23 protein-coding genes and 1 tRNA gene are annotated in these 24,828 nt (G+C 50.7%); 11 read left to right on the top strand and 13 right to left on the bottom strand.

The genetic code is table 11. The features are described 5' to 3' along the window. Positions 1-61 precede the first annotated feature (61 nt). Both pdxH and BN3003_RS16735 read left to right on the top strand, forming a co-directional pair. A complete protein-coding gene (gene pdxH, locus BN3003_RS16740; protein WP_058357753.1) occupies positions 62-697 on the top strand; it encodes a pyridoxamine 5'-phosphate oxidase in 636 nt (211 codons plus the stop codon). A 177-nt stretch (positions 698-874) separates the two neighbouring features. Continuing rightward, positions 875-1,621: a hypothetical protein gene (locus tag BN3003_RS16735; RefSeq protein ID WP_058357752.1), complete on the top strand. Its 747-nt coding sequence runs from the start codon at positions 875-877 to the stop codon at positions 1,619-1,621. A 110-nt stretch (positions 1,622-1,731) separates the two neighbouring features. On the opposite strand, the gene arsH is transcribed toward BN3003_RS16735, so the two are convergent. The 5 genes from arsH to BN3003_RS16710 form a co-directional block, all read right to left on the bottom strand. Continuing rightward, positions 1,732-2,436, bottom strand: coding sequence for an arsenical resistance protein ArsH (gene arsH / locus BN3003_RS16730; RefSeq protein ID WP_082625712.1), 705 nt, complete (start codon positions 2,434-2,436; stop codon positions 1,732-1,734). A 5-nt stretch (positions 2,437-2,441) separates the two neighbouring features. Further along, a complete protein-coding gene (gene arsB, locus BN3003_RS16725) occupies positions 2,442-3,485 on the bottom strand; it encodes an ACR3 family arsenite efflux transporter (protein WP_058357751.1) in 1,044 nt (347 codons plus the stop codon). Continuing rightward, positions 3,485-3,955: an arsenate reductase/protein-tyrosine-phosphatase family protein gene (locus tag BN3003_RS16720; protein WP_058357750.1), complete on the bottom strand. Its 471-nt coding sequence runs from the start codon at positions 3,953-3,955 to the stop codon at positions 3,485-3,487. The genes arsB and BN3003_RS16720 overlap by 1 nt, the downstream gene beginning before the upstream one ends. A gap of 36 nt (positions 3,956-3,991) precedes the next feature. Beyond that, positions 3,992-4,306, bottom strand: coding sequence for a metalloregulator ArsR/SmtB family transcription factor (locus tag BN3003_RS16715; RefSeq protein WP_058357749.1), 315 nt, complete (start codon positions 4,304-4,306; stop codon positions 3,992-3,994). 98 nt (positions 4,307-4,404) lie between these two features. After that, positions 4,405-5,016 (bottom strand): hypothetical protein, encoded by a 612-nt coding sequence (locus BN3003_RS16710; RefSeq protein WP_058357748.1) that lies wholly within the window; start codon positions 5,014-5,016, stop codon positions 4,405-4,407. 633 nt (positions 5,017-5,649) lie between these two features. On the opposite strand from BN3003_RS16710, the gene BN3003_RS16705 reads away from it, so the two are divergent. Next, positions 5,650-6,450: a hypothetical protein gene (locus tag BN3003_RS16705; protein ID WP_058357747.1), complete on the top strand. Its 801-nt coding sequence runs from the start codon at positions 5,650-5,652 to the stop codon at positions 6,448-6,450. A gap of 113 nt (positions 6,451-6,563) precedes the next feature. On the opposite strand, the gene BN3003_RS16700 is transcribed toward BN3003_RS16705, so the two are convergent. Next, positions 6,564-8,978 (bottom strand): heavy metal translocating P-type ATPase, encoded by a 2,415-nt coding sequence (locus BN3003_RS16700; protein WP_058357746.1) that lies wholly within the window; start codon positions 8,976-8,978, stop codon positions 6,564-6,566. A 110-nt stretch (positions 8,979-9,088) separates the two neighbouring features. Here BN3003_RS16700 and cadR point away from each other — a divergent pair, with 110 nt between their 5' ends. Then, entirely contained in the window at positions 9,089-9,523 is a 435-nt protein-coding gene (gene cadR / locus BN3003_RS16695; RefSeq protein ID WP_058357745.1) for a Cd(II)/Pb(II)-responsive transcriptional regulator, read from the top strand. A gap of 160 nt (positions 9,524-9,683) precedes the next feature. Here the strand turns inward: cadR and BN3003_RS16690 are convergent, their stop codons facing one another. The 7 genes from BN3003_RS16690 to tgt form a co-directional block, all read right to left on the bottom strand. Then, entirely contained in the window at positions 9,684-10,484 is an 801-nt protein-coding gene (locus BN3003_RS16690; RefSeq protein ID WP_147645459.1) for a hypothetical protein, read from the bottom strand. A 342-nt stretch (positions 10,485-10,826) separates the two neighbouring features. Further along, positions 10,827-12,764, bottom strand: a complete 1,938-nt coding sequence (mutL, locus tag BN3003_RS16685) for a DNA mismatch repair endonuclease MutL (RefSeq protein WP_058357743.1) — start codon at positions 12,762-12,764, stop codon at positions 10,827-10,829. Between the two features lie 9 nt (positions 12,765-12,773). Beyond that, positions 12,774-13,430 carry a DedA family protein gene (locus tag BN3003_RS16680; RefSeq protein ID WP_058357742.1) on the bottom strand — a complete coding sequence of 219 codons (657 nt, stop codon included), beginning with the start codon at positions 13,428-13,430 and terminating at the stop codon, positions 12,774-12,776. A 58-nt stretch (positions 13,431-13,488) separates the two neighbouring features. Then, entirely contained in the window at positions 13,489-14,424 is a 936-nt protein-coding gene (gene secF, locus BN3003_RS16675; protein WP_058357741.1) for a protein translocase subunit SecF, read from the bottom strand. Positions 14,425-14,427: 3 nt separating this feature from the next. Beyond that, the gene (gene secD, locus BN3003_RS16670) at positions 14,428-16,293 is read right to left on the bottom strand and encodes a protein translocase subunit SecD (protein WP_058357740.1); all 1,866 of its coding nucleotides are present in this window, start codon (positions 16,291-16,293) and stop codon (positions 14,428-14,430) included. Positions 16,294-16,354: 61 nt separating this feature from the next. Next, complete coding sequence (yajC, locus tag BN3003_RS16665) at positions 16,355-16,648, bottom strand: preprotein translocase subunit YajC (protein ID WP_058357739.1); 294 nt, start codon at positions 16,646-16,648, stop codon at positions 16,355-16,357. A gap of 96 nt (positions 16,649-16,744) precedes the next feature. Next, positions 16,745-17,857: a tRNA guanosine(34) transglycosylase Tgt gene (gene tgt / locus BN3003_RS16660; protein ID WP_058357738.1), complete on the bottom strand. Its 1,113-nt coding sequence runs from the start codon at positions 17,855-17,857 to the stop codon at positions 16,745-16,747. 110 nt (positions 17,858-17,967) lie between these two features. On the opposite strand from tgt, the gene BN3003_RS16655 reads away from it, so the two are divergent. The 7 genes from BN3003_RS16655 to pheT all read left to right on the top strand — a co-directional run bounded on the left by BN3003_RS16655 (position 17,968) and on the right by pheT (position 24,823). Continuing rightward, positions 17,968-18,044 (top strand) — tRNA-Val (locus tag BN3003_RS16655). Between the two features lie 102 nt (positions 18,045-18,146). After that, positions 18,147-20,057, top strand: coding sequence for a threonine--tRNA ligase (gene thrS, locus BN3003_RS16650; protein ID WP_058357737.1), 1,911 nt, complete (start codon positions 18,147-18,149; stop codon positions 20,055-20,057). Between the two features lie 18 nt (positions 20,058-20,075). Next, positions 20,076-20,600: a translation initiation factor IF-3 gene (gene infC / locus BN3003_RS16645; RefSeq protein WP_082625711.1), complete on the top strand. Its 525-nt coding sequence runs from the start codon at positions 20,076-20,078 to the stop codon at positions 20,598-20,600. 142 nt (positions 20,601-20,742) lie between these two features. Continuing rightward, the gene (gene rpmI, locus BN3003_RS16640; protein WP_058357735.1) at positions 20,743-20,940 is read left to right on the top strand and encodes a 50S ribosomal protein L35; all 198 of its coding nucleotides are present in this window, start codon (positions 20,743-20,745) and stop codon (positions 20,938-20,940) included. Between the two features lie 12 nt (positions 20,941-20,952). Next, on the top strand, positions 20,953-21,309 hold the full coding sequence (gene rplT / locus BN3003_RS16635) for a 50S ribosomal protein L20 (RefSeq protein ID WP_058357734.1): 357 nt from the start codon (positions 20,953-20,955) through the stop codon (positions 21,307-21,309). Positions 21,310-21,463: 154 nt separating this feature from the next. Beyond that, the gene (gene pheS / locus BN3003_RS16630) at positions 21,464-22,447 is read left to right on the top strand and encodes a phenylalanine--tRNA ligase subunit alpha (RefSeq protein ID WP_058358098.1); all 984 of its coding nucleotides are present in this window, start codon (positions 21,464-21,466) and stop codon (positions 22,445-22,447) included. Between the two features lie 12 nt (positions 22,448-22,459). Next, a complete protein-coding gene (gene pheT, locus BN3003_RS16625) occupies positions 22,460-24,823 on the top strand; it encodes a phenylalanine--tRNA ligase subunit beta (protein ID WP_058357733.1) in 2,364 nt (787 codons plus the stop codon). The last annotated feature ends 5 nt before the right edge of the window (positions 24,824-24,828 follow it).

Here is a 24,828-nt window from a genome sequence, read left to right as displayed (position 1 = left end):
TAATCACTTAATTAGATTGAATTTATCACAAATCAAATTTGTACGAATTTGGAGTATCGAAATGGATTTACACGAAGTCAGACAAGATTACGCCAAACAGAGTTTGGAATTGTCCGATTGCACCGATTTGCCGTTGCCACAATTGGAAAAATGGTTACAGGCCGCCATGCACGCCAAGGTGAATGAACCGACGGCGATGAACGTGGCCACGGTAGACGAACACGGCCGCCCGAATGCGCGCATTGTGTTGTTAAAAGAATTAAACGAAACGGGTTTGGTGTTTTTCACCAATTACTTAAGCCGCAAAGGCCGCGCCTTGACCGAGCAGCCGTTTGCAGCGGTGACGTTTTTCTGGCCAGAGTTGGAGCGCCAAGTGCGTGTTGAAGGCCGCGTGGTGAAGCTCGATGAGGCGGCATCGGATGAGTATTTCGCTTCACGTCCTTACGCCAGCCGCATTGGCGCGTGGGCGAGCGAGCAAAGCCAAGTCATCCCCGATAAAGCGCACCTGATGAAACGCGCTGCCAGCATAGGCATCAAGCATCCGTTAAACGTGCCGCGTCCGCCGCATTGGGGTGGTTTTGTGGTGATACCCGACCGCATTGAGTTTTGGCAAGGTCGCCCCAGCCGTTTACACGACCGCGTGCAATACCGTTTGCAAGACTCGGGCGCATGGGTGAAAGAACGTTTGGCACCGTAATCTGGTTTTAAAAAACCGGCCTGTAAACCATGACCGTACAGGCCGCTTGGGCACAGCGACACCGGTGGCGTGGCTTGCTACTGTTGGCAGCAACACATGCTAGCAGTGGCGCAAGCTGCGGCTGCTCAATAAATGGCTGTTACAGTGGGCAATCATATGAATGGGCGGAGAACGAAGATGAAACACATATTGTGTGGTTTGGGTTTGTTGTTGGGCTTGAGTGCACCCGCTTGGTCGCTGTCTTGTGTGCCCAAGCCGGCCTACACCATCACCCACACCGGCAATGTCTATCCCGATTCGGTATTGTGGTTGCGTTCGGATGAAATGCCTTCACAAGCGCCGATTACCGTGAGCGATGTCGATGTGTTACAAGAGGGCAAGGCTGTGCCGAAATTGCAAACCTTGCCGACGCGCATCGGTGCTTATACGGGATTCAAACCGGCGCCAGCGCTGCAAAGCGGATTGGGCTATCAAGTGTTGTTACGCGATGTCAGCCGCGACAGCGATTATATGCGCGAGGTGGCCAATCGCTTTACGGTAGCGGCGGCGAAACCATTGCCAACGCTGGCATGGCAACAGCGCCCGCGTTTAAAACAAGTCGGCCATCATCAAGGAGCTTGGGGCGACAGCGGCAACATCATGTGGACGCTGCAAACCAATGTGCCGCGCCAAGACTATTTGGTGGTGTTGAAGTTGGCTGCGCAAGCGGATATGCAGCAGGCGAAGACGTTTGTGCTTAAGCCAGAAGACTTAAACGGTGAAACCGTGGTTGGTGTCAGCTTTGGTCCATGCCAATACGGCCCCGAAGCCTATGTGTTTGCCAAAAACAGCACAGTATGGGCGACGTTTGATTTGCTCAGCCACGATGGTCACCTCACTGCATGGACGGATAAGCCTGAGCGCTTTAAATTGAAGCTGAAATGAGTGTTACAGGCCGCTTGATGCGGCCTGTAAACATTCCAACATATCTAATGTTGTGTATTCAATCAAGTCAGACTCGCTCACATAGCGTGTTTGCGAGTGCCCAGTCAAACTCAAATATTGGCTTGGTTGACGCGTTTGGACAATTCAGCCGCCGATTCTTTGCGCTCGGAATAGCGGTCGGTCAAATACGCGCTTTGGCCGCGCGTGAGCAAGGTGAATTTCATCAATTCTTCCATCACATCGACGATGCGGTCGTAATACGCCGACGGCTTCATGCGCCCATGTTCATCAAACTCGGTAAATGCTTTCGGCACTGATGATTGGTTGGGGATGGTCAACATGCGCATCCAGCGCCCCAAGATGCGCATTTGGTTGACGCTGTTAAATGATTGTGAACCGCCACACACTTGCATCAGCGCCAAAGTCTTGCCTTGGGTGGCGCGGATGGCCCCTGCCGCCAACGGTATCCAGTCGATTTGCGCCTTAAGGATGGAACTCATGGCACCGTGGCGCTCGGGCGAACACCACACCATGCCTTCGGCCCAAGCCAACATTTGGTGCAACTCTTGCACTTTCGGATGCGAGGCGTCGCCATCTTCGGGCAGCGGCAAGCCTTTGGGATGAAAAATCTGCGTGTCTGCGCCCAAGTGGCGCAAAATGCGTTCGGCTTCCAATACCGCCAAACGGCTGTAAGACACCTCACGGTTGGAGCCGTACAGCAATAAAATGCGCGGCGGATGCGGCAATTCACGCATGGCCAAAGCGCTGTGGTCTATGGCGGGCAATAAATCGGTTTGTAATAAAGAGGCAGTCATGAGGGTCAGTCTTTCTGAAAATAAGCGGCCTGTAAACGCAAGGCCCAACGCACCAATAGCAACAATACCGGCACTTCAACCAAAGGACCGATGATGGTGGTAAAGGCTATCGGTGAGGCCAAGCCAAACGAGGCGATGGCCACGGCCAAGGCCAATTCAAAATTGTTGCCGGCGGCGGTAAACGAGATGGCGGTGGTTTTGGTGTAGTCATTACCGATGGCGCGGCTGAGGAAGAAGCTGCTGCCAAACATCAACACAAAATACAGCGTCAGCGGGATGGCAATGCGCAATACGTCCAGCGGTAAGGCCAACACATCCGCGCCTTTTAAGGCAAACATCATCACGATGGTGAACAGCAAGGCAATCAATGCCACGGGGCTGATGGCGGGCAAAAAGCGCTGCTGATACCACTCCAAACCGTGGCTGCGGGTTAACAGCGCACGGCTGAGCCAACCCAAAGCAAACGGCACGCCTAAATACAGCAACACCGATTGTGCGATGAGGGCAAAATCAATGTGCACGCTGTGGGCAGCCAAACCCAATTGTATCGGCAACCAGTTCAAAAACACCCACGCATAGGCGCTGAAAAACAGCATTTGAAACACGCTGTTAAACGCCACCAAGGCGGCCACGTATTGCTTGTCGCCGCCGGCGAGCTGGTTCCAAATCAACACCATGGCTATGCAGCGCGCCAAGCCAATGAGGATGACGCCGGCCATGTACTCAGGCTGGTCATGCAAAAACACCACCGCCAACACAAACATCAATACTGGGCCGATGAGCCAGTTTTGCAGCAAAGTCAGATAAAGCGTGCGCTTGTCTTGCAAGACCAAGGGCAAAGCGGCGTAATCAACTTTGGCCAGCGGCGGGTACATCATCAACATCAAACCCAGTGCAATGGGCAGGCTGATGCCATTGACGCTGAAGCGCTGCAATTGGCTGGGCAAGCTCGGCCATAGCGTGCTTAACACCATGCCCACGGCCATGGCCAAGATGATCCACAAAGTTAAATGGCGGTCGAGAAACGACAGTTTGGCAGCAGCAGGCATCACAAGCGTCCTATGCCATCCAAACAGGCTTGCTGCTCATCACGGCTTAAATGTTCAAAATCGGCAGCAAACAAATGCTGCAAACGCAATTGGATGCGGGCGATGGTGAGGCAAAAAGCCGTTGGGTGGGTGCTGACTTGGTCGATAGGCAAACCAATAGAAGGGTCGCTCAAGCCCCAATGCGCGCGCAAGACCGAGCCGGGGAATGCTGGGCAAGCGGCATCGGCGTCAGCACAGACGGTGATGACCACATCGACTGGCGTGTGTATGTCGGCAATCGCTTTGCTGTGTAAGCCGGCTATGTCTATGCCTGTGGCTTGCAAAGCGGCCAAGGTTTGCGCATGCACGCGGCCAGTCGGATGGCTGCCGGCGCTGTCAGCATGCCAAGTGGGTGGGCAGGCGGCGTTGAACAAGGCTTCGGATAAAATGCTGCGGCAGGAATTGCCAGTACACAAAAATAAAAAATTCATGATGGGATGGGTGGGGGTAAAAGGTTTACAGGCCGCTTAACTACACGAGCCAGCGGGTAGGTTGGTTAAATCATCGCGTTCGGCGGCGATGGTTTGGATGATGTGTTGTGCCCATATCGGCAAATTGTCGGCCAAGCGGTAATACACCCACTGACCTTGGCGCTGGTCGCTGAGCAAACCTTGCGTGCGCAATAAGGCCAAATGGCGCGAGATTTTCGGTTGTGACAATTGCAGGTGTGCGGTCAAATCGCACACACAGCGCTCGCCATGTTTGGCTAACACACACACGATATCCAAGCGCGTGGGGTCAGACAAGAGCTTAAACAAGCCGACCATGTCTAAAGTAAGCATTGCTATATCCTTATATATGGATAAACACATATAAAGCATAGCACAGAACAATGTTGGTGAGAAACCAATCTTTATCGCATCAGCAATCAATCACGAATTTAATTGCGGGTATAAACACTAAACAAAAGATTTTCGCTTTCAGAAATTGCCCAATAATCATGTTTATCATCATTACTGTCATCTTTTAAAACAAAAAATTTGGTTTGCTTACATGCCTGTTCGACAGTCTTTATGTGTGTTTCCGAACCATACACAATAAATGAATCATGTGCTTTATGATCACGATGATGTGCCGACCAAGTATTGGGTTCAACATAGTGAAGATTGGACTTGAAGCTTTTCCATCGCTTTTTAATGGTGGGCTTGATGCATTCAATCCGCTGTGCCGATTGTGGCGCTGCCAGTTGTCCTATTTGCTTGTTCATCAGCATGGCAAATTGATTTTTTGTTTGTCGATCCAAAGGGTAAACCACCACCCAAACACCAGAATCGCCGGCATGCCTACGTGTATAAAAAAACATTGGTTTACTTAGAGACGCAAACATCTTTTGGTCATAAGTGTGCTTCCATATGAAATTTTCTTCATAATATTCATCAGACTTCGCACCTAGCATAAGCCAAATTGCAATGCCAATGACGAAAATAAACACCAAAATGACTTTTACAGTTGCCCATAAAAATTGGCAAAACGCTGTCAAAAATACAGTCATTTTGCTGCTTCCTCATGATTAAGCCATGCAAAAAATATAAAAAATCCATGTCGGATTTTCATGGGTTAAATATGAAATCTGTATGAATTTTTACTGTGTGTACATGACTGTAGCCAACAAAGCCGATTTTCCAGATGTTAAGTGGAGATTTAAGCCAGGTCGATTCTAAGCATATTGTGACCATAGGCTATAACGATTGTGATGATAGGCGCGACAGATTTTTTCAAATATGCCAACCATTTGGGAAAAATGTGACTTAAGCCGTGAATTTCAGCAATAAAAAAGACATTATGCAGTAGCAGAAAGAAGTTTTGCCATTGGAGTGGCAACAGTGGTTTTCTATAGCGAGTAGCTAAGTAAAGAACCAGTAAATAAGGCTATAACGTTACGATAAACACGCCAGCGTGGGTTATTTAAGCGTCCTATCAATATTTACAGGCCGCTTAGATTCACCACAAGGCGCTCTTTAATGCCAGTGTTGGTAATGCCACAGCTTCATACTGACAGAGTGGGCTTGGTGTCTACACTGCAGCGACTGTGTGTATGATGATGTGATACTGAGATGCAGCGTATCAAAACAAAATACATTGAAAGTGTGTTGCCATTGGCATGAAAAATCCATCAGGAGGCGCTATGAAAACATTCTTAGGCATATTGCTGGCGTGTAGTGTGCCCGTTTCGGCTTGGGCGACTTCGTGTGGCACAAGGCTTTTGTATAACTTGCACACGCAGACTCAAAATGTGTATCCCGATTCGGTGTTCTGGCTTGAGATCAGTTCTAGGCCACAAACCGAGCAATTGGATGTGCACAACATGCAGTTTCAACGGTTGGGTCAACGTGGCATAGGCTATCAGCCTGTTACCAATTACCTGAACGGCATTGCACAATTGCGCCCAAAAAAGCCTTTACAAGTGGGTCTTAAATACACATTTACCAGCAAAACACCGCTAGAAAAATTGCAGTATGAATGGCAGAAAGGCGTCATTGAGACTGTGGATTTAGAGTGGGTAGAGGCAGCGCAGCGGGTGAACAGTTTTACTGTCTTGCCTGCAGTGAGTCTGCCGTTGCCTGCTTGGGTGCAATACCCCAAGTTACATGAGGTGAGCCAAGGTGAAACCACGGTGGGTGATGCGGGGCGCATCAGCTGGAAGATGCAAGCCAATTTGAATGTGCGGGACTATCTTGTTTATGTCAACTTGTCCCGCAAAGCCGATTTTTCGGAGGCACAAGGATTTTTGACCGATGTTGGTTATGGACAAACAGTGAACGTGTCTTTTGACCCTTGCCAGACGCGTAAAGAAAGATTTGATTTTAAATACGGTGACACCATTTGGGCTAAATTCGACTTAATCAGCCATAACGGTATTATCGTGCCGTGGCAAGGTGAGCCGTTGCGGTTTGAGTTGCAACCGTTGGAACCTGCACGACAATGAGTAACAGGTGAGGTACCTCACCATAATGTGTGCAGCAATGGCAGAGAATCATGAATAAAGCGGCCTGTAAACGTTTACAGGCCGCTTTTATTTGCAAAAATCACTACAAGACTTTATTTCTTTAACAAACGCAGCCCATTGCCCACCACCAACAAACTCGCGCCCATGTCGGCGAAGACCGCCATCCACATGGTGGCATCTCCCGTGAAGGTAAGCACCAAGAAGACCGCTTTGATGCCCAAGGCCAGCGCGATGTTTTGTTTCAGTATCGCCGACGTTGCTTGCGATAAGCGGATGAATTGCGGGATTTTGCGCAAATCGTCGTCCATTAAGGCCACGTCGGCGGTTTCGATGGCGGTGTCGGCACCGGCCGCGCCCATGGCAAAACCGATGTCGGCGCGTGCCAAGGCGGGCGTGTCATTGATGCCGTCGCCGACCATGCCGACTTTGCTGTGTGCGGCGAGGCCAGCGATTTCGGCGAGCTTGTGTTCGGGCAACATATTGCCTTTGGCGGCGTCTATGCCGGCTTGCGCGGCGATGGCCGTGGCAGTGTGCTGGTTGTCGCCCGTGAGCATGATGGTTTTGATGCCCAATTCATGCAACTCAGTGATGGCGCGGGTGCTGCTGTCTTTGATGGTGTCGGCTACGGCAAACAAGGCCAATGCGTGTTGTGCGTTCATCAGTGTCACCACCGTCTTGCCTTGTTGCTCTAAGGCGTCGATTTGCGCGGCCAAGTCTGGCGTGAGCAAACCTTGTTCTTGTAGCAAACGGGTGTTGCCCAAAAACAGATTCTCGCCATTAATCTGCCCTTGCGTGCCGCGACCGGCCAAGGCCGCGAAATCATCGACGCTTAACACGTTCACCCCTTGCTCTTGCGCGGCTTGGGCGATGGCTTTAGACACCGGATGGTCGGAGCGGGCGGCCAAACTGGCGGCCCATTGCTGGTTTTGCGCGGCCAAGTCGGCCTGTAAAGACAGCATGTCGGTGAGCACTGGCTTGCCGTGGGTGATGGTGCCGGTTTTGTCCAAGGCCAGCCATTGCAAGTCTTTGCCTTGCTCCAAATACACACCACCCTTAATCAAAATGCCTTTCTTGGCGGCGGCGGACAGACCGCTGACGATGCTGACCGGCGTGGAAATCACCAAGGCACACGGGCAGGCGATGACGAGCATCACCAAGGCACGGTAAAACCACTCAGACCACGCGCCGCCCAACAATAATGGTGGAACAATGGCCACCAATAAGGCGATGACAAACACGATGGGCGTGTACCACTTGGAAAACTGGTCGACAAAGCGTTGTGTGGGCGCGCGGCTGCCTTGCGCCGATTCCACCGCGGCGATGATGCGAGCCAAGGTAGAATGGTTGGCGGCGGCGCTGACGCGGTATTCAAACGAGCCGGCTTCATTGATGGTGCCGGCAAACACGGTGTCGCCAATGTTTTTTTCCACCGGCAAACTCTCGCCGGTAATCGGTGCTTGGTTGATGCTAGACGTACCGGAGGTCAACACGCCGTCCACCGCCAAGCGCTCACCCGGTTTGACCCGCACCGTGTCACCAATGGCGACTGCGCTGGCCAACACCTGTTGCCATGAACCATCGGCCTGTAACACCGTGGCTTTTTCAGGGCTCAAATCCAATAAGCCACGAATGGCATTGCGGGCGCGGTCCAGCGATTTGGCTTCTATCAATTCGGCAATGGTAAAGAGCACCATCACCATCGCCGCCTCTGGCCAATGGCCGATGAGCACGGCGCCGGTGACGGCGATGGCCATTAACGCATTGATGTTGAGATTGAGGTTTTTTAAGGCGATCCAGCCTTTTTGGTAAGTCTTGAGACCGCTGGCCAAGATGGCAAACGCCGCCAACAGCATTTCGATAAGCGTGCTGCCACCGGCAAAATTAATCGCTTCGGCGGCCATCGCCGCCACCAAAGCCGCGCCCAGCAAGTATTTTTTATACGGCTTGCTCTCAGTTGCGGGAGCTGGCTCTGTGGTCGCAGCAACAGCGGTGTTGCTGTCCAATACTTGTGGATTAAAGCTTAGCGACTGCAAAGCCGCCACAATATCCGGCAAGGCATTCGGTGCATGCGCCACCGTCAACACCCGCGCCATCAAATTGAATTGCATTTCGTCGACTGCTTGCATGCCACCGAGTTTTTTGCGGATTAACGCTTCTTCGGTAGGGCAATCCATTTCTTGGATGGCGATGCGGCTGGTGTTGAGCGTGCTGGTTTGTTTTACCGCGTGCATGTCGATGTGTTGCAAGGCTTGCTCGATGCTGCGGGTGTCGGGCAAGGTGTGGCTGACGCTGAGCACGCGCTGCATCAAATTGAAATCCAAGGCCACGATGCCGTCCATGCCACCGAGTTTCTTGCGAATTAACGCCTCTTCGGTAGGGCAGTCCATATTGTCTATGCGGTAAGACACGTGCTTGGCGGCGCTGTGTTGCGGGCGCAAATCCACCACGGGCAAAGCCGCCGCCTCGTGGGCCGTGCCACAACAATGGGAATGTTGGTGTTGTTTCATCGCTATCCTCACGACAGAGTACTTGTTATTGGTCATTAGAATGCCTATAGTCACTATAGAGTCAACAGCGGCCTGTTAACATTGAATGTGGAAAATCAAAGGAGTAGGCGATGCAAGTGCAAATTGGTGAATTGGCGAAAATCAGCGATTGCAAAGTGGTGACGATACGCTATTACGAAAAAGAGGGCTTGTTGCCCGAGCCCACGCGCAGCAGCAGCAATTACCGCCTCTACAACGACAGCCACATCGAGCGTTTGCAATTCATCCGCCATTGTCGCTCGCTCGACATGTCTTTGGACGAAATCAAAACCATATTGAGTTTGCGCGCCGCGCCGCAGCAAGACTGTGCCGAGGTCAATGCCATGCTCGATGCCCACATCGTCAGCGTGGAAGAGCGCATTGCCGCTTTGCAACATTTGCAGCAACACTTGTGGGATTTGCGCGAAAAATGCGGTGGCGTCAAAACCATCGCCACTTGCGGCATCATCCAAAGCTTGGCCGATGGTTCTTGCCACAGCGATGGCCAGCCGCATGCACATGGTTAATGCTGATGATGATTGATAACCAGCACAGTTTTAATGCTGATTAGGGTGCATCAATCAGCTTAATGCGGCCTGTAAGTCTGGTTAATCATAAACACAGGCTTACAGGCCGCATTCAAATAGCTGAAGCAGTAATAGGTTTACAGGCCGCTTAGCCTGTGTCTTAAACAGCAACACGTTTTAAGCCCGCACTCAGCAACAGCGGCAGAGCGACCGAAATCACTGCCGCAGCCAAAACCACTGGCAACAAATGCCAGTGCGGTAGCAGCGCATACATCACCGCATAAAATCCCAATACCCCAAGCGCACCGATGGCATTGCCGCGCACCACCGTCAGCATTTCATTGCGGCCGTATTGCGCATGGGTAAACAGCGTTAGCGGCCACGCAATCACCGGGATGGTGGCCAAAACGCCGCTGACGATGGAGCCCAGATGCGGCGCGGCGCTGGTAATCAGCAGCAATAAGGCGGTAGACGCGCCCATGCGCAGCGGCAAATCCCAAGGGTTGCGTTTGACAATCAGGGTTTGCGCCCGATATTCGCGGCCGGTTTTGCGGATAATCACCGCCATCGACACCAATAACAACACCCCATCCAAAGCCAGTGTATGCAGGCGCGTCAGCAGCAGTGACATCAGCACAAATGCGGCCAAAGCAGCCAAGCCGGTCAGCCACATAGCGTAACGCTTGCTGCAACACACATAGGTCCAATACGCCGCCATCACTGCCGCCAAACCGGGTATCGCGCCCAAAATCGCGTGTTGGGTAAAGCCTGCGCCTTGCTCGACCGCCAAAAACGTCAAAATCACCCCTGAAGTCAGTGGCAAACCCGACAGCAAGCCGCCCCAAAACGTGCCCCATTTTTTGGCGGCCACCGAAACGCCCCACATCAACAGCGGCGTGAGGCAAAGTTTGATCAGGAAAATGGGTGTGAGCAGCATGGGCGTGGTGGGGTTGAGAAACAAGAGTGGCTATTAAATGCCGCCACACGACTTTGTGCAAGTGGGGCGTGAAGTGTGAATCAAAACGCTTGCTGTCCAAATAAAAGATTTACAGGCCGCATGTGCGAGACAAGCGGCCTGTAAATCATCGCAACCATATCGAGTAAGGACAGAAATGGTTAAACACTATTGCTTGCACAAAAACAGTGCATCCAAGTCGCTGAGCTTGAGTTTTACCCAAGTGCTGCGTGATGCTTGAGCCAAAACGATGGATGCCCAAATAAAAGATTTACAGGCCGCATGTGCGAGACAAGCGGCCTGTAAATCATCGCAACCATGTCGAGTAAGGACAGCAGCGGTTAAACATTATTGTCCACGCAAGAACAGCGCATCCAAGTCGCTGAGCTTGAGTTTTACCCAAGTGGGGCGGCCGTGGTTGCATTGGTTGGCGCGCGGCGTTTGTTCCATGTCGCGCAATAAGGCATTCATTTCTGGCAAGGTCAATTGGCGGCCGGCGCGCACCGAGCCATGACAGGCCATGGTGGCGAGCAATTGGTTCTCAGCCGCCAACAGCGCATCGCTGTTGCCCACTTGTGCCAATTCGGCCAGCAAGTCGCGCACCAAGGCTTCGACATTGCCGCGTGCAAGCAACACCGGCACGGCGCGGATGGCGATGGATGTCCCGAGTGGGCTTAACTCCAAACCCCAATCGGCCAATTCGTCTTGAAATTGCTCAACGCTGGCCACTTCCATGGCACTGGCGGCAAAGCTGTGTGGCAACAGCAATTGTTGTGTCGCCAATTGGCCGGCATCGCGTTGGCGCTTCAGTTTTTCATAAGTGACGCGTTCGTGCGCGGCGTGCATATCGACCAAAATCAGGCCATCGGCACTTTGCGCCAAGATGTAAATGCCGAGCAATTGCGCCAAGGCGTAGCCAAGCGGGTGTTCGTTGTCGCTATCGGCTAGGGTATCAACGCTGTTGTCGGCAGCGCTGACGTCGCTGCTCACAGCTGTGTCTGTGCTTGTTGTGCTGCCATAAGCGGCCTGTAAGTCGGCCAAATCTTTGTTGGGCTGTTGGTAGAGCTGCGCATAGGTGTCGAGTGCGGCTTGGCTTTCGCGCAAACTCAACGGGCGCGAGCTGCCGCTGGCGTAGCTGCCAACCGGCGTGTGCGTTCGCGCTGTGGCAGACTCGTTAGAAGGCGAGCGTGCGCCGCTCCAATCGAAACGGTTTTGTGTGGGCTGTGTCGGCGCGGGGGTGTGCAGTACTTGTTGCAAAATCTTGCCAGCATTGTTGACCGATTCGGTGTGGGTGGCATCGGTTTGCGCCAAGGCTTGGTGCAGCGCATGGAAGACCAAACGGTGGATGGATTGGCTATCGCGAAAACGCACTTCCGATTTGGTCGGGTGCACGTTCACGTCCACTTGTTCGGGCGGTAACGCGATATTGAGCACAAACGCCGGCGTTAAGGCCAGATGCAACACGTCTTGGTAGGCTTGCTTGACCGCATGCAAGACGATTTTGTCGCGCACAAAGCGGCCGTTGACAAACACAAACTGCTTATCCGCCTTGCCTTTGCTGTACGTGGGTTTGGCAATAAAACCGTGAATGTGCATCAAGCCATTGTCGCCGTCTATGCTCAAGGCGGCGTCGGCAAAATCTTGCCCGACAATGGCGGCCATGCGCTCGCTCAAGTTTTGTGCGGGCAATTGGTAGACGCTTTTTTGATTGTGCGTGACCGTGAAAGCCACATCGGGACGGCTCAAGGCGATGCGCTCTATCGCCACTAAGCAGTGCGCCCATTCGGTGCTGTCAGACTTCAGAAACTTGCGCCGTGCTGGCGTGTTGAAATAAATGTCGGCCACTTCCACGGTGGTGCCCAAGCCATGGGCGATGGCGGTGGGCGCGTGTACCACACCGTCGATGGCGGTGACGCTCATGGCGTGTGCTGCATCGGCAGGGCGGCTGCTGAGGCTTAAGCGGCTGATGGCGGCAATACTGGCCAAGCCCTCGCCACGAAAACCCATGCTGGCAACGCTTTCCAAATCACCTAACGAGCGGATTTTGCTGGTGGCATGGCGGTGCAGCGCCAAGGCCAAATCGTCGGCGTCTATGCCGCTGCCGTTGTCGCTGATGCGGATGTGTTTGATGCCGCCTTGTTGCAAGGCAATGTCGATTTTGGTGGCGCCAGCGTCTAAGGCGTTTTCCAAAATTTCCTTCACCGCATTGGCAGGGCGTTCCACCACTTCGCCAGCAGCGATTTGATTGACCAGATGGTCGGGCAGGGCAAGAATGCGTTGTGTCATAGCGTATCTTTACTGAGCGCTGCTTTTGTTGGCAGCGCGTTTGTGGCGAATGATTTCAATCACGGCCGGCAACACCGACAACACGATGATGGCCACCAACACCAAACTCAAATTGTCTTTGACCACGTCCATATTGCCGAAGAAATAACCCAAATAAGAGAACAAAGTCACCCACAATACCGCGCCGATGACGTTGTAAGCCAAAAAGGTATGGTAATGCATGTGACCCATGCCAGCGACAAACGGTGCGAAAGTGCGCACGATGGGAATGAAGCGCGCCATGATGATGGTTTTGCCGCCGTGTTTGGCATAAAACTGTTGGGTTTTGTGCAAATGGCTTTGCTTGAAGATTTTGGAGTGGGGATTGGAGAACAATTTCTCACCAAAAAACTTGCCTATCATGAAGTTGACCGCATCGCCCAAAATGGCGGCGATGATGAGCAATAACACCATCAAATGGATGTTCATGCTGCCGATGGCGGCGATGCTGCCGGCGGCAAACAACAGCGAATCTCCTGGCAACAAGGGCATAACCACCAAGCCGGTTTCGCAGAAAATGATGAGAAATAAAATGCCGTAGATCCACACACCGTATTGCGCTGCAAGTTCGGTTAAGTGTTGGTCTATGTGCAAAATGAAATCGATGATAAAACTGAAAAATTCCATGGTAACTCGATGGTGAATGTGACAGCGGCCTGTAAACTTACAGGCCGCTTATATTGTACTAAACCACTGCTTCTTCTTTTTTCTTACGCTCTTTCACCAAATTCTGGCGATTGAGGCCAAAGAACATCAACAGCGGACTGGCAACCAAAACCGAAGAATACACGCCAAACACAATACCAATGGTCAAAGCCATTGCAAAACCGTGTAAAGCAGCACCGCCGAAAATCAACATCGACAATACCATCGCCTCGGTCGAGCCGTGGGTAATGATGGTACGGCTCATGGTTTGGGTAATGGCGTTGTCTATGACTTCAGGGATGGTGTGGTCGCGCATTTGCGGTTTGCGGAAGTTTTCGCGGATACGGTCGAATACCACCACCGATTCGTTGACCGAGTAACCAAGCACGGCCAACACACCAGCCAATACCGTCAATGAGAACTCCCATTGGAACAGCGCAAAACAGCCCAAGATGATGACCACGTCGTGCATATTGGCGATGATGGCCGATACCGCAAAACGCCATTCAAACCGCGCCGCCAAATAGACGATGATGCCGATACACACCATGGCGATGGCCGCCAAACCGTGGGTAATCAATTCCTCACCCACTTGCGGGCCGATGAAGTCGTTTTGCAACAGCTTCACATTCGGGTCGCCTTGCTTCAATACCGTCATCACTTTGTTAGACAGTTCTGCCGCATGGTCTGAGCCTTTGTTAGGCAGGCGGATCATGATGTCACGGGTGGTGCCCATAGCCTGTACTTGGATTTCACCAATATTGAGCTTGTGCAAATCGGTACGGATTTTGTTCACATCCGCGCCTTGCTGGTATTGCACTTGCATCACCGTACCGCCGGTGAATTCGACTGAGTAATTCAAGCCTTTGGTGACCAGGAAGAACACGGCCAACACAAACGTAATCAAAGAAATGGCAGTGGTGAGCTTGCCATAACTCATGAACGGAATGTCGCGTTTGATTCTGAAAAACTCCATTGCTTATTCCTTTTCTGCTGCAGCGGCTTTGGGCGCGGCATCTGGACGCCACACATGACCGATAGACACTGATTTCAAGCGGCTGCGACGGCCGTACCACAAGTTGACCAAGGCGCGTGAACACACCACCGATGAGAACATTGAGGTCAAAATACCGATACAGTGCACCACGGCAAAGCCACGCACCGGACCTGAACCAAATACCAACAAGGCCAAACCGGCAATCAAGGAGGTGATGTTGGAGTCGACAATGGTGTCCCAAGCGTGTTCATAACCCTTGTTAATCGACACTTGCGGGCTGTGACCGGCGCGCAATTCTTCGCGTATGCGCTCGTTAATCAACACGTTGGAGTCAATCGCCATACCCAGCGTCAAGGCGATGGCGGCAATGCCCGGTAAGGTCAAAGTGGCCTGTAAAATCGACAAGATGGCAATCAAGAACAGCAAGTTGAAGGTCAAGGAAATGGCCGAGAACACACCAAACACGCGGTAATACAAAATCATAAAGCAGGCCACGGCCACGAAACCCCACAGGGTAGAGTGGAAGCCTTTTTTGATGTTTTCCGCACCGAGGCTAGGGCCTATGGTGCGTTCTTCAATGATTTTCATCGGAGCGGCCAAAGAGCCTGCACGCAATAACAAAGCAGTGTCATTGGCTTCGGCAGACGTCATGCTGCCAGAAATTTGCACACGGCCACCGGTAATCGGTTCATTGATATTGGGCGCGGTCACCACTTCAGAAGTGCCTTGGTCTTTCAACACCATCGCCATGCGTTTGCCTTTGTTGGCACGGGTCAAGTCGGCAAAAATGTCCGAACCTGAGCTGTCCAATACCAAGTTCACCGAGGGTTGGTTGTTTTCGGTAAATCCCGGTTGGGCATCGTTGATGTTGTCGCCCGTCAATTCCACTTGTTTGCTGACCAAAGTCGAGCCTTGACCACCTGAGTTGGGCAACAATTCATAGCCCTCAGGCACGGTGCCAAGCATCGCTTGTTGCATCAACGCAGGGTCATCCGACACCATGCGCACTTCCAAGGTGGCGGTGCGGCCCAAGATGTCTTTGGCTTTGGCGGTGTCTTGTACGCCAGGTAATTGCACCACAATGCGGTCGGCACCTGCTTGTTGAATCACCGGTTCAGCCACGCCCAATTCATTGACACGGTTGTGCAAGGTGTTCATGTTTTGCGCCACCGCAGATGAGCTGATGGAGAGCAATTGTGCTTCAGACAAAGACGCTTCGACCGTGCTGTCACCGACCAAATTGATGTTGGCTTCGGTGCCCAATTGACGGCTCATGCTGCGCACAATGGCTTGGGCATCGGCAGCATTTTGGAATGGAATGGTGACTTTATCAGCGCCAATTTTGGCATCACTGATGGTGAATTTTTGTTTTTTGGCTTCGCGGCGGATGTCACCGGCGATGCGCTCCAAGGTTTTTTGCTTGGCTGCGGCCATGTCTACTTGCATGGTGAAATGCACGCCGCCGCGCAAGTCCAGACCCAAGAACATCGGACGGGCGCCAATTTGGCTCATCCACACTGGGGTATTCGGAATCAAGTTCAACGCAATGATGTAGCCTTCACCCAAAGTTTTATCAATCACGTCGCGGGCTTTGATTTGGTCTTCTTCGGAGTTGAAACGGACTTTCAAACTGCCGCCGTCAAAGAATTGACCGTCTGTGCTGATTTTGGCTTGGGTTAAAGCAGTGGAAACTTTTTGAGCCAAAGCATCGTTGATTTGGATGGCTTGGCGATTGGTGGAAATTTGTACCGCAGGTGTTTCCCCATAGAAGTTGGGGATGGTGTACAGACAGCTCAGTACCACCAACACGGCAATCAACAAGTATTTCCATAAAGGATAGCGATTCATTCCCTAGACCTTCGAAACACAACAAACCGCCCATGTGAGAGCGGTTTGCCGTTGGATTAATTTAGTCTTTTTTTTCTTCGACGGCAGCACCTGTAGCATCAATGCGGCCTGTAACTGCTGAGCGTTCAAAATCAACTTGAACATTAGGAGCGATTTCGATGGTAAAAAAGCGTTCTGAAACTTTGGTGATTTTGCCGACCATGCCTGAGCTGGTGATGACTTTCTCGCCTTTTTTCAGTTCAGCCAACATGTTTTGATGGGCTTTCATCTTTTTTTGTTGTGGGCGCATGACCAAGAAGTAAAACACGGCCAGCACCAAAATCATCGGCAGAAACGACATGACTTGTTCGTTCATTATTATCCTTAATGTATCTCTAGTTGAATTGAATAAACAGCTATTTTAAAGCCTCTTGGGTAAATGTCAAAAGACCTAAGTCAGATTTACAACGACTTACACCCCACGCGCACGCTCGGCGGCAAAGCGCAGACGGAAGGCTGCAAATTCGCCTGCATCAATGGCATCGCGCACGTCTTGCATCAATTGTTGGTAATAATGCAAATTGTGGATGGTGTTCAATTGCGCACCCAAGATTTCGCCCACACGGTGTAAATGGTGCAAATAAGCACGGCTGAAATGGCGACAGGTGTAGCAAGTGCAGCTTTCATCCAATGGGCGTTTGTCGAATTTGTGTGCAGAGTTCTTGATTTTCAAGTCACCAAAACGGGTAAATAACCAACCGTTGCGTGCATTGCGCGTTGGCATCACGCAATCGAACATGTCCACACCATTGGCCACACCCTCAACCAAGTCTTCTGGTGTGCCCACGCCCATCAAGTAATGCGGCTTGTTGGCAGGCAGTTTCGGACCAATGTAGCTCAAGATGCGGTACATGTCTTCTTTGGATTCGCCGACAGACAAACCACCAATGGCCACACCATCGAAATCCAAAGCGTTCAGGCCGCTTAAAGATTCATCGCGCAAGTCTTCAAACATTGCGCCTTGCACAATACCAAACAAGGCATTCGGATTGTTCAAGCGCGCAAATTCGTTTTTAGAACGTTCGGCCCAACGCAAACTCATTTGCAAAGACTTTTGTGCTTGCTGTGCGGAGGCATCGCCGGGTGTGCACTCATCCAATTGCATCACAATGTCGGAATTGAGCACGGTTTGGATTTGCATCGAAATTTCGGGCGACAAAAATAATTTGTCACCATTGATGGGGCTTTTGAAGGTACAGCCTTCTTCGGTGAGTTTGCGCATGTTCGATAAGCTGAATACTTGAAAACCACCCGAATCGGTGAGAATGGGTTTGTGCCAATTCATAAAATCATGCAAACCACCAAACTCTTTGATGATGTCAAGGCCAGGGCGCAGCCACAAATGGTAGGTATTGCCCAAGATGATTTGGGCGTTGATGTCATCCAAGTCCTTGGGTGTCATCGCTTTAACGCTGCCGTAAGTGCCTACAGGTTGGAAGACTGGGGTTTCAACTGTGCCATGATTTAAGGTGATGCGACCGCGACGAGCAAGACCATCTTGTTTTAAAAGTTCAAATTTAAGCATAGGGTTTGCACGCAAATAAAACCGCCATTATAAGCGATTCACTGCGCTCGTGTGTTGCCAATTAATGTGTTTATGGCTACAATAATCGCCTTATTTTGCAGTATCTGTATAGGCATGTAGCTCAGTTGGTTAGAGCACCACCTTGACATGGTGGGGGTCGTTGGTTCGAATCCAATCATGCCTACCAAGTTTCTTAACCAGCGAACCAAATGTTCGCTGTTTTTTCGCCAATAAGGCGCACTAGAGCACCTTATGGCACTGAATAATAAAGCTAGCACGGAGTGTGGTCATGCCTCAAATTACTTTACCGGACGGTTCGATTAAATCGTTCGACCATCCTGTTAGCGTCATGGAAGTGGCGCAATCTATAGGCTCAGGTCTTGCCAAAGCCACGATTGCGGGCAAAGTGAATGGTCGCTTGGTTGATGCCAGCGATGTGATTGATGCCGATGCGGCCTTAAACATCATTACCGCCAAAGACCAAGAAGGCGTGGAAATCATCCGCCACTCTTGTGCGCATTTGGTCGGTCATGCTGTCAAACAATTGTACCCAGATGTGCAAATGGTGATTGGTCCAGTTATCGACGATGGTTTTTACTACGATGTGTTCAGTGAAAAACCGTTCACGCCAGAAGACATGGAAGCGATTGAAGCGCGCATGCACCAATTGATAGATCAGGATTACGACGTCATCAAAAAAATGACCCCTCGTGCTGAAGTGATCAAGACTTTTACCGCGCGTGGCGAAACCTACAAATTGCGTCTGATTGATGACATGCCAGACGAAACCGAAATGGGTTTGTATTACCACCAAGAATACGTGGACATGTGCCGTGGCCCACACGTGCCCAACACCCGTTTCTTAAAAGCGTTTAAATTGACCAAATTGTCAGGCGCGTACTGGCGTGGCGATTCTAAAAACGAACAATTGCAACGTATTTACGGCACCGCTTGGGCCGATAAAAAGCAATTGAAAGAATACATCCAACGCATCGAAGAAGCCGAAAAACGCGACCACCGCAAATTGGGCAAGCAATTGGATTTGTTCCACATGCAAGACGAAGCGCCAGGCATGGCATTTTGGCATCCTAAAGGCTGGGCTTTGTGGCAAGTCATTGAGCAACACATGCGTGGTGAATTGAATGCTGCGGGATACAAAGAAATTCGTACCCCTATGGTGATGGACAAAATCTTGTGGGAAAAATCCGGTCACTGGGAAAACTACAAAGAAAATATGTTCATTACCGAGTCAGAAAAGCGTGACTATGCGGTAAAACCAATGAACTGCCCTGGTCATGTGCAGGTGTTTAACCAAGGCTTGCGCTCATACCGCGATTTGCCTTTGCGTTTGGCTGAGTTTGGTTCTTGCCACCGCAATGAGCCGTCTGGTGCTTTGCATGGCTTGATGCGTGTGCGTGGCTTTGTGCAAGACGATGCGCACATCTTCTGTACCGAAGACCAAATTGATGCCGAAGCACAAGCGTTTAACCGTTTGGTGATGAAGGTTTACAAACAGTTTGAATTTAACGATGTGTCGGTGAAATTGTCGTTGCGGCCTGAAAAACGCGCCGGTTCAGATGAAACTTGGGACAGAGCCGAAGAAGGCTTACGCAATGCCTTGCGTGCCTGTGGTGTGGAATGGGAAGAGTTGCCGGGCGAGGGCGCGTTCTACGGTCCTAAAGTGGAGTATCACATTAAAGACGCTTTGGGTCGTTCTTGGCAATGTGGTACGATACAGCTCGACTTTGTCTTGCCAGAACGTTTGGGTGCGGAATATGTGACCGAAGACAATGGTCGCGCCCGTCCAGTGATGTTGCACCGTGCGATTTTGGGCTCTTTAGAGCGCTTTATCGGCATTTTGATTGAACACCATGCGGGTGCGTTCCCATTGTGGTTGGCGCCGGTGCAATTGGTCATCATGAACATTACCTCTGATCAAGCAGAGTATTGCAGCAATATTGCAACACAATTTACCCAAGCTGGTTTCCGTGTTGAAACCGACTTGCGCAACGAAAAAATCGGCTACAAAATCCGAGAACACAGCGCACAACGTATCCCTTATCAATTGGTGATTGGGGACAAAGAAAAACAAGCGGGCAAAGTGGCCATTCGCCGTCGTGGCGAAGACTTAGGTCAAATGACTGTGGCAGAGTTTATTGCGTTTATGCAACAAGAAATCGCCACCGCTTTTGCTCATTGATGATAGAACTTAAGGAGTATAACCATCGCTCAAGAACGCGAAGCACGTATTAACGGTGAAATCACCGTCAAGGAAGTGCGTTTAATTAGCAGTACCGGTGAACAGCTGGGCATTGTTTCAACCCGTCAAGCCATGTCTATGGCGGAAGAGGAAGACATTGATTTGGTGGAAATTTCCCCAAATGCAACGCCTCCTGTGTGCAAATTGATGGATTTTGGTAAATTCAAATACGAACAATCCAAAAAACGCGATGAAGCCAAAAAGAAACAAAAACAGGTGCAAATCAAGGAAATCAAATTCCGTCCTGGTACCGATGATGGCGATTACAACATCAAAATGCGCAATATTCAGCGCTTTTTGGCTGATGGCGATAAAGTTAAGATTACTTTGCGCTTCCGTGGTCGCGAGATGGCGCACCAACAATTGGGTGCCCAATTGTTGAAACGTGTGCAAGAAGATTTGGCTGAAGTGGGTTCTGTGGAGCAATTTCCAAAAATGGAAGGTCGCCAAATGGTGATGATGGTTGCTCCAAAGAAAAAATAAGGCTATAATTTTGCGCTGCCAAGTTGAGGCTGACTGACTTGGCAGTTTTGTTTGTTTTGTCAGCATAAAAACCGTGGTGCTGGGCCAGTAAAAAGGGTTTTACTAACCGCCCAATGCCTAATTAAATCATTTGGAGTTTTCCATGCCTAAAATGAAAAGCAAGTCTAGCGCGAAAAAACGCTTCATCGTGCAAGGCAGTGGTGGCATCAAACGCGCTAAAGCGTTCAAAAGCCATATCTTGACTAAAAAATCCACTAAAGTGAAACGCAACTTACGTGGTACCACTCAAGTTCATGACAGCGATACTTTGTCTGTCAAAAAAATGTTGCCTTACGCTTAATTGGAGTAGATTATGCCTCGCGTAAAACGCGGTGTTACCGCACGTGCTCGTCACAAAAAAGTATTAGCCTTAGCCAAAGGTTTCCGTGGTCGTCGTAAAAACGTCTACCGTGTAGCAAAACAAGCAGTGATGAAAGCCGGTCAATATGCATACCGTGACCGTCGTCAACGCAAACGCCAATTCCGTCAATTGTGGATTGTGCGTATCAATGCTGCAGCTCGTGAAAATGGCTTGTCTTACAGCAAATTCATGAACGGTTTGAAAAAAGCATCTATCAATATCGACCGTAAAGTCTTGGCTGACTTGGCCGTGTTCGACAAACCAGCTTTTGCTAAATTGGTTGAACAAGCTAAAGCCAACCTCGGTTAATAAGTAAGATTCAGAAGGGAGGCTAATAGCCTCCCTTTTTTGTCGATGGTTTGCCCATTGGTTTGTTTGTTAAATCAATTGGCAAACTATTGTCTTTTAAGGCGTCCTATAAAGGCGTCCCGTTCAATTTTCGCAGGGTCATATTAATATGGACATGAAAGAAGTCACCGCACTTGTGGATGGCGGCATTGCGCAAGTGGCGCAAGTTGGCGATTTGCAAGCATGGGAAGTGCTGAAAGCTGAGTATCTGGGTAAAACCGGTAAAATCACCGCCTTGATGAAGGGGTTGGGTGCATTGTCTATCGAAGAGAAGAAGACATTCGGTGCCGCCATCAATGTGGAGAAGCAGCGCTTTCAAGACGCCATCAATCAAAAGCGCGATGAATTGAATGCGGCCAAATTGGCTGCACAATTGAAAGCCGAAAGCTTGGATGTGACTTTGCCGGGCCGTGGTCAAAACATCGGTGGTTTGCATCCGGTGACCAATACCTTAGAGCGCGTGGTGTCTTTGTTTGCCGGCATGGGTTTTGAAGTGGCCGATGGTCCTGAGATTGAACAAGATTTCTACAATTTCCAAGCCTTAAACATTCCGGAAAACCACCCAGCGCGTGCGATGGCAGACACGTTCTATGTGGAAAATGGCGATGTGCTGCGTACGCATACTTCGCCGATTCAAGTGCGTTATATGTTGGACAAGAAAAACCCACCTATCCGCATCATTGCGCCAGGTCGCGTGTACCGCGTCGATTCGGATGCCACCCATTCACCGATGTTCCACCAAGCCGAAGGCTTGTGGGTGGAAGAAGGTGTGACCATGGCGGACTTGAAAGCGGTGTTTACCGAATTTATCCGCAACTTCTTTGAGCGCGACGACATGCAAGTGCGTTTCCGTCCATCATTCTTCCCATTTACCGAGCCTTCGGCTGAAATCGACATCTTGGGCGAACGCGGCTGGTTGGAAGTTGGCGGTTGCGGTATGGTGCACCCGAATGTGTTGCGCAATGTCGGCATAGACCCTGAAAAATACACCGGCTTTGCGTTTGGTATCGGTTTAGACCGCTTTGCGATGTTGCGTTATGGCGTGAACGACTTGCGTTTGTTCTTCGATAACGACTTAAATTTCTTGAATCAATTCTAACGGGGGCACATCATGCAATTTTCATATGATTGGTTACAAAAATGGGTGTCACCCAATAAAAGCGCCGATGAATTGGCACATTTGCTCACCATGTCGGGTTTGGAAGTCGAGGAAGTAGAGCCTGCAGCACCTGAGTTTTCAGGTGTGGTCATCGCCGAAGTCAAACAAGTTGAAAAACACCCCGATGCCGACCGCTTGAACATTACCCAAGTGGATGCGGGCACCGGTGAATTGATCCAAATCGTTTGTGGTGCACCGAATGTCAAAGTCGGCATCAAAGTGCCTTGCTCTTTACCGGGTGCGGTATTGCCGGGTAATTTCAAAATCAAGCCGACCAAAATGCGCGGTCAGGTTTCCAATGGCATGTTGTGCTCAGGCAAAGAATTGGGCATTCCTGATGATGTCGATGGCTTGATGGTATTGCCAGCAGATGCACCTGTCGGTGCCGATATTCGTGATTATTTGGCTTTGAATGATGCCTTATTCACCTTAAAAATCACCCCTAACCGCGCCGATTGCTTGGGCATCAAAGGCATAGCCCGCGAAGTGGTGGCTTTGACTCAGTGCGAACACAATGCCTTCAGCATTCCGACTGTGCCAGTGTCTACAGGCCGCATGCAAGCCGTGCGCATAGATGCACCTGCCGATTGTGGTCGCTTTTTGGCGCGCGTGATTGAAGGCGTCGATGCCAAAGCAGCAACACCTAGCTGGATGGTGCAACGCTTAAACCGTTCTGGCATCCGCTCGATTTCGGCTTTGGTCGACATTGGCAATTATGTGATGTTGGAACTCGGTCAGCCAATGCACATTTTTGATGCCGATAAAGTGACTGGCTCGATTATTGTGCGCCGCGCTGAAGACGGTGAAAAATTATTGTGTTTGAACGACAAAGAAGTGGTTTTGGCAGCCGATACCTTGGTGGTGGCCGACGAAGCGGGCGCGTTGAGCATGGCTGGTTTGATGGGCGGCGCTGCCAGTGCCGTGTCGGATGACACCGTAAACGTGGTCTTGGAATCAGCATGGTTCCAACCGAACAGCATTGCGAATAAATCCCGCCAATACGGTTTCGGTTCAGATTCGTCTTACCGCTATGAACGCGGCGTCGATTACCGTTTACAGGCCGATGCCATTGAACGTGCCGCCTTCTTGGTGCACAGCATTTGTGGCGGCCAAGTCGGTGCCGTGACCGAAGCCTTGGGCTATTTGCCTGTTGCCAACAAAGTGGCCGTGCGCACTGCGCGCATCAACCAAGTGTTGGGCATAGAAGTGCCTGTGGACACCGTTGCCACCATCTTAAACCATTTGGGCTTGAATCCTGTGGCCACGGCCGAGGGTTTTGAAGTGACTGCGCCTAGCTTCCGTTTTGACATCGAGCAAGAAGTCGACATCATTGAAGAAGTGGGTCGTGTGTATGGCTATGACAAAATCCCTGATGATTACACTTCAGGCCGCTTACACATGCTCAAGCGGCCTGAAAACCGCAAAACCCGTTTCTCGGTTTACCACGCCTTAGCCGCACGCGGCTACCGTGAAATTGTCAGCTATGCGTTTGTGGACGAGACTTGGGAACAAGACTTTGCCGCCAATACCAACCCCATCCGTTTGCAAAATCCATTGGCCAGCCACATGAGCGTGATGCGCTCTACCTTAATCGGTGGCTTGATCAAAACCTTGCAACACAATTTGAATTACAAACAAAGCCGTGTGCGTTTGTTTGAAATTGCGCGTGTGTTCAAGAAAGATGCGCAAGGCGCGTTTGTGCAAAACGAACGTGTCGGCGGTTTGGCCTATGGTTATGCCGTGCCAGAACAATGGGGTGAAGCCAGTCGTTTGGTGGATTTCTTTGATGTGAAAGGCGATTTGGAACAACTCATCCACCGCAGTCTTTCGGTACAATACCAAGCGTTTGAACACCCAGCCTTCCATCCAGGCCGCTGCGCACAATTGTTGCTCGATGGTGTGGTGGTTGGGGTGATTGGTCAATTGCACCCACAATGGGTACACAAATACGATTTGCCACAAGCGCCAGTGTTATTCGAAGTAGAGCTGAGCCTGTTGTTGCAAAGCCAAGCCGTGACTTACCAAGCGGTATCAAAATTCCCACCTGTGCGCCGTGATTTGGCCTTTGTCATCGCTGACAGCGTCAAAGCCGCTGATTTATTGCACACTTTGCGTGCAGCCGCAGGCCCATTGGTGAAATCGGTAGACTTGTTTGACGTGTACACTGGTGTGGGCATAGAGGCAGGACACAAATCCATGGCTTTGAAAGTGATGTTACAGGACGCTGCTGCGACCTTGATCGACGCCGTGGTCGATGAAGAAATGCAAAGTTTGATTAAAATTGCCCAAGAAAGCGGTGCAACACTTCGAGCATGATTTGT

Source organism: Vitreoscilla massiliensis, assembly GCF_001457815.1.
In the GTDB taxonomy this organism is placed as follows: Bacteria; Pseudomonadota; Gammaproteobacteria; order Burkholderiales; family Neisseriaceae; genus Vitreoscilla; species Vitreoscilla massiliensis.
This window is presented reverse-complemented; position numbering and strand designations above follow the sequence as displayed.